Genomic DNA, 6,388 nt, shown 5'->3' with positions numbered 1-6,388 from the left:
AATCTGGGTAAATACTACTAAGATAGTAACACATATTTATTTCATATTCAAAATCTATGGTGAACCAAAATATCCCCGACTTCTTTGAGAAGTCGGGGATATAATTACCTATTTGCTAAACATTAATACATTTCCTATCTAGGATTTACTTCCATTTGCGCTTGTTCTAACAATAACTTCGTAACCTCCGGTTTACTCTTCGCCAACATTTTTTTAGTAACATTCTCTAACCAACATCATCATGAGCGAAACGGTTAAACAAGAAATCTAAGGCATAATTTCGCAGTTGATAATATTGAGGATCTTCCATAATCCTCGCTCTATCTCTAGGGCGAGAAAAAGGAATTTCCATCACTTCCCCAATTTTTGCATGAGGTCCATTGGTCATCATTACCAACTTATCGGACAAAAATAAAGCCTCATCAATATCATGGGTAATCATCAAAACTGTACAACGATTATCACCCCAAATCTTCAACAATTCTTCTTGCAATTCTTCCTTAGTAATTGCATCTAACGCCCCAAAAGGTTCATCTAAAATCAACACTTTCGGACGAATAGCTAAAGCCCGGGCAATGGAAACCCTTTGTCTCATTCCCCCAGACATTTGCATAGGTTTCTTTTCCATTGCATCAGCTAAACCCACCATTGCTAAATGATCTCTGACAATAGCCCGTTTTTCTGCTTCTGGCTTAGTTGGATAAACTGCATTTACAGCTAAATAAATATTTTCAAATGCTGTTCTCCAAGGTAGTAAGGCGTAGTTTTGAAATACGACCATTCTATCTGGACCTGGTTTTGTAATAGGTTGTCCTTCTAATAAAACTTGTCCAGTGGTAGGAAAGTTGAAACCGGAAACCATGTTTAATAAAGTTGATTTACCGCAACCAGAGTGACCGATAACGCAAAGAAATTCCCCTTGTTCAACGTTGAGGTTAACACCATCGAGAACTGTAAATGGTCCATTTTTAGTGGGATAAACTTTACAAACATCTTGGATTTGTAAAAACGGTTGACTGCTAATTGTGCTAGTAGCTGTGTTGGTAGTTCTCAAGTTGCGGTTTTGCATTTTAAATTTTTAGTTTTGAATTTTTTTAATAACTCGTTCCCAGTCTCCGACTGGAAATGCTATCAAGAGGCTCTGCCTCTAGTAAAATGAAGGCAGAGCCTTCTATACTTCATTCCCATACAGAGTATGGGAACGAGGAAAACGAGGAACAGAGTATGGGAACGAGGAAAAACGAGGAAAAGACCCGCTCGTTTCCCACTTACCGCGAGGTCTTATGATGAAAGATACCCGACTTCTAATGTGATGATGTCAATAAATCATGAATCTTTAGTAGAAATCGGGTATCTGGTTTAAGCTGCAATTTTACGCGGTGCATCAAGAATAACTTCTGCAACGGAAAAATCGCGTTTAATGTCTAAACTGGTGAGATAGGCAAAAGGATCATCAGAGTTGAAAGGTTTACCATCAAATAATTGAATTGGTTGACGAGTGTAGCTAATATCTAAACCTAATTCTCTAGCTGCGGTACTAAATACACCAACTCGACAAACTCTTTCCACAATTTCTACCCAGTTGCGAGGAAATGGCGTTTCTCCCCATCTTGCTAATTGTGTCATGATCCAGATTTGTTCGGTTCTGCTAGGACGATTAATAGCAGAATCAGAATAAAATTGATGATGGGCATACTCACGCATGGGATGATCTAAATCACAGGTATTAATGCCATCAGGATCTTCAATTTGGATAAAATCAATGTCGGTGCTGACATAATCCCGACTTGCTAGAATTTGTCTAACTTCTTGGGCATTTTGGGTATCAGCACAATATTTACAAGCTTCTAATAATGATTTGGTTAAGGCAATATGAGTGTTTGGATACTTATTTGCCCAGTCTTCCCGTACTCCTAAAACCTTACCAGGATGTCCTAACCAAACTTCTAAATCTGTGGCAATTGTAAAACCTGAACCTTCTACCGCAGCGCGATAATTCCAAGGTTCACCTACACAATAACCGTCAATTGTTCCCCCTTTTAAATCTACTACCATTTGGGCGGGGGGAATATTTTTCATGTCTACGTCAATATCTGGATCAATCCCTCCTGCAGCTAACCAATAACGCAGAAGTAAATTGTGCATTGATGCTGGATGGACTACGCCCATTCTGTGCATTTGATCACGGGTTCTGAGGAGGTAATTTTTGAAGTCTGAAAGACCATGTACACCTTCTTCGTAAAATTTCTTTGCTAAGGTAATGGCGTTACCGTTGCGAGTCATGGTTAAGGAGGTAACTACTGGTAATGGTTCGTTTTTATTGCCTCCTAAAGATAACCAAATTGGCATTCCTGACGGCATTTGTGCCGCATCTAAATAACCCCCACTGATGCCATCAACGACTCCGCGCCAGTTGCTTTCTCTGACTAAGGAAACTTCATCTAAACCATGTTTGGTGAAAAAGCCTTTTTCTTTGGCTATAGCTAATGGCGCACAAGCTGTAAGGGGTAAGAAACCGATTTCTAAATTAACTTTTTCTAAACCATGACGGGCAATATCTGGAGTTTTTCTTGCCCGAATTTTTTTGATGCGTTTTTGTTGGTTAAGGAAGTAAATCATTTCACTTCGCAAGGTGTAGTAGCTGGGATGTTTTACTACTTCCATGCGTTTGCGAGGACGAGGAATATCAACTTCTAAAATATCGCCAATTTTTGATTCTGGTCCGTTGGTTAGCATGACAATTCTGTCAGATAACAAAACGGCTTCATCTACGTCGTGTGTCACCATAACGGCGGTAACTTCGTTTTCTTCACAAATTTGCATTAATTGTTCTTGCAAATTCCCGCGAGTCAGTGCGTCTAATGCACCGAAGGGTTCATCTAACAGTAATAGTTTAGGACGAATTGCCAAGGCGCGGGCTATAGCTACCCGTTGTTTTTGTCCACCTGATAACATCCCTGGTTGTTTATCAGCATGGGGACGCAAACCGACCATATCTATGTGTCTATCAATAACCGCTTTGCGTTCGGCTGCGGGCATTCCATTTAATACTGAGTCTACCGCTAAGGCGATATTTTCTCTTACTGTTCGCCAAGGTAAAAGCGAATAGTTTTGAAATACGACCATTCTATCTGGTCCTGGTTTTTTAATTCTTTGTCCTTCTAAAGTGACTAAACCTTCTGTTGGTAAATCCAAACCGGCAATCATATTTAAAAGCGTGGATTTACCGCAACCAGAGTGACCGATAAGAGAAACAAATTCGCCTTTTTTAATTTGGAGGTCAATACCTTTGAGGGCGATATATTGACCGCCACCAGTTAATTCAAAAACTTTATCAATTTGCTCAACGCCAACAAATATAGACATAATTTTGGTAATTGTTAGTTGTCAGTTGTTAGTTGTCAGTTGTCAGTTGTTAGTTGTTAGTTGTCAGTTGTCAGTTGTTATTTCTTTGTTATTAACTAATGACCACTGACTAATGACTAATAGGGTGTTTGAAAAGTCATGATTGCTGTATCTCCCTAACCCTCCCCTTATAAAGGGGAGGGAACTAGATTTTTATTGTTTCCCCCCTTTACAAGGGGAAAGGGGTAACAATGTGATGAAAGTTACGGGATACCACTTTTCAAACAACCTCTAATGACTAATAACTATTTCTGTTCACTTGGTAAAATCCAGTTTTGTAATGCAGCCATGAGTTTATCTAGAATGAGACCAACAACACCGATATAAACTAGTGCTAAAATTACTTCACTAACGTTGTTATTTTGATAAGCATCCCAGATAAAAAAGCCGATACCAACAATACCCGACATCACGATTTCTGCCGCAATAATCGCTAACCAAGCCAAACCAATAGCAATTCTTAACCCTGTAAAAATGTAGGGTAATGCTGAAGGAATTAAGATATTAAAGAAATACTCTTTTTTAGAAAGTTGCAGAACTTTAGCAACGTTGTTATAGTCTTGAGGAATTTGAGTTACACCCACCGCAGTGTTAATGAGAATCGGCCAAATTGCGGTGATGAAAATTACGAATAATGCGGCTGGTTCGTTTTGGCGTAATGCTGCTAGGGAAATAGGAACCCACGCTAAAGGAGGTACTGTTCTTAATAACTGAAACAAAGGATCTAAAGCTTTTGACATGGTTCTATTAACACCAATCAAAACACCCAAGGCAATACCGACAATTGCCGCTAATGTGTAGCTAATAGCAACCCGTTGGAGACTAGCCCAAATTTGCCAAAAAAGTCCTTTATCAGTGCCTCCTTTGTCATAGAAGGGATACAGAATCAAGATCCAAGTGTCTTGAATAACTTGGATTGGTCCGGGTAATGTTGCCCCTGGAGTCCAAGAAAATAGTTGCCAAATAGTTAGAAAAATAAGTAATGCGATCGCCGGAGGTATAAGTTCAGGAAATTGTTTTTGTAAACTAGATAAAAAGCTATTATCAAATTTAGGAGTTGTCGAACGTTTTTGAGCTATGGTCATGAATTTTTCCTCAAATTTATGAATGGTTAATGGGTATTTTGTGGAAATTAAGTATGGTTTATTTAAAATCATTGTAGAGACTTTCTAAGTAGTGAGGCAGAATTAATTACACGATGTCATTGCGTAAGCGTTGCGTGGCGTTAGCCATATGGAACGAAGTGAAATGAATCAATCGCAAGGGTTGTGATTGCTTCCCTTCCCTCGCAATGACTGTAAATATTTTTGTCCAATTACTTATATCTCTACATTTTCGGACAGGTCTATTGATTAAACACCTACTTTTTTAATTTTTAAACTCTTGAGATATTCTTCTGGTTTCTCAGGGTCGAATTTGACTCCATCAAAAAACTCTTCAACTCCACGAGATGTACTAGTAGGAATGTCAGCAGCAGGTATTCCTAATTCTTTAGCTGCTTCTTTCCAAATATCTTCCCGGTTCACTTTTTTAATTAATTCCTTAGCTTTGGCTGCACCATTGGTAATGTAATCCTTGGGCAAGAATCCCCAACGCACGTTTTCAGTGATAAACCATAAATCATGACTTTGGTAAGGATAAGAAACACTACCTTTAGCATCTTTCCAGTAATAAGCAGCCATTGATTTATCGTCTATTTTACGACCATCACCCATGTCATATTTACCTTGGTATGGGTCAGCCAGAACTGCTGGGGAAGATAGACCAAAATACTTTTTAGCGGCGAGAATTTCTGCGGCTTCTTTGCGGTTATCAAAGTTATCTAGCCACTGTTGGGCTTCCATGACACCTTTTAATAAGGCTTTTGTGGCTTTGGGATTTTGGTCAACCCAATCACCTCTCATGGCAAAATATTCTTCGGGGTGATTTTTCCAAATTTCGGCTGTTAATGCCGCCATGAAGCCGATTTTGTCGTTAACCAGGCGGAATGGCCAGGGGTCGCCTGTACTGAAAGCGTCCATGGTGCCGGTTTTCATATTGGCGACGGTTTGCGCCGCTGGGACTGTCAGCAATTTGACATCTGTATCTGGGTCAATTCCACTGGCTGATAACCAGTAGCGAATCCACAAATCTTGGTTAACGTGCGGGAAAGTGAAAGCTGCGGTAAAAGGTGTGGAAGATTTCATTTGGGCAAATAATGGTTTTGCCGCATCGAGTTTTAAGCTAATACCTTTCCCTAGATGTTTGTTTGCGATCGCAATTGCATTACCATGTGTAACTAACTGAGCTAACACATACATGGGTATTGGTTTATTACCCTTAGTAATTTTTCCTTCTGTAATTAAGTGCGGCATGGGCATTTGCCATTGACCACCATCAATACCACCACCAGCAGAACCAATTTCTACGTTGTCTCTTGCTGAACCCCAAGAAGCTTGTTTAGAAATTTCGACATCTGACATCCCATATTTCTGAAAAAAGCCTTTTTCTAAAGCAATTATTAATGGTGCAGACTCAACAATGGGAATATATCCAAGTTTAACTTTTGTCGTTTCTGGTTTTTGTTCGTCACTAATATTAGCTACTGCTTGAACACCAGATTTTGCAGAATTACCAGTGGTTTCTGGTGGGTTTCCTAAACAGCCTTTCAGTAATACGGCACTGGCAGAAACTCCAGCAGTGACAATAAATTTACGGCGAGTAATTTGATTCAAAAAGTCGGACATAACTAAATCTCCTACATTTACAAAGTTATTTTTTAGCCATAATTTAGACATTAAAATTCAAGCAAAATCATAATATTTTCTTGCTAATGCCATAAAAGAATTGCCTTTTCTAGATAAAAAAGCTGATTTAGGTATGGGGGCAAAGTTTAATTACTTTGGGTTTTTGGGTAAGATGGAAAACAACCTCTGAACCAATTAAAATCAGTTTACAGGTTTTTTTGGGAAATGGATCAACTTGGCAAGGTAGTTATTAAATA

General features: G+C 39.0%; 4 protein-coding genes. All 4 read right to left on the bottom strand.

Annotated features, from left to right (window positions below):
• Positions 1-226 precede the first annotated feature (226 nt).
• Entirely contained in the window at positions 227-1,069 is an 843-nt protein-coding gene (locus tag IQ228_RS18375; RefSeq protein ID WP_027404171.1) for a nitrate ABC transporter ATP-binding protein, read from the bottom strand.
• A gap of 290 nt (positions 1,070-1,359) precedes the next feature.
• Positions 1,360-3,366, bottom strand: a complete 2,007-nt coding sequence (locus tag IQ228_RS18370; RefSeq protein WP_027404170.1) for a nitrate ABC transporter ATP-binding protein — start codon at positions 3,364-3,366, stop codon at positions 1,360-1,362.
• A 284-nt stretch (positions 3,367-3,650) separates the two neighbouring features.
• Entirely contained in the window at positions 3,651-4,490 is an 840-nt protein-coding gene (gene ntrB / locus IQ228_RS18365) for a nitrate ABC transporter permease (RefSeq protein ID WP_027404169.1), read from the bottom strand.
• Positions 4,491-4,757: 267 nt separating this feature from the next.
• Positions 4,758-6,131 carry a CmpA/NrtA family ABC transporter substrate-binding protein gene (locus tag IQ228_RS18360; protein ID WP_193963855.1) on the bottom strand — a complete coding sequence of 458 codons (1,374 nt, stop codon included), beginning with the start codon at positions 6,129-6,131 and terminating at the stop codon, positions 4,758-4,760.
• Between the last annotated feature and the right edge of the window lie 257 nt (positions 6,132-6,388).

It is taken from the genome of Dolichospermum sp. LEGE 00246 (assembly GCF_015207865.1).
Classification (GTDB): Bacteria; Cyanobacteriota; Cyanobacteriia; order Cyanobacteriales; family Nostocaceae; genus Dolichospermum; species Dolichospermum heterosporum.
This window is presented reverse-complemented; position numbering and strand designations above follow the sequence as displayed.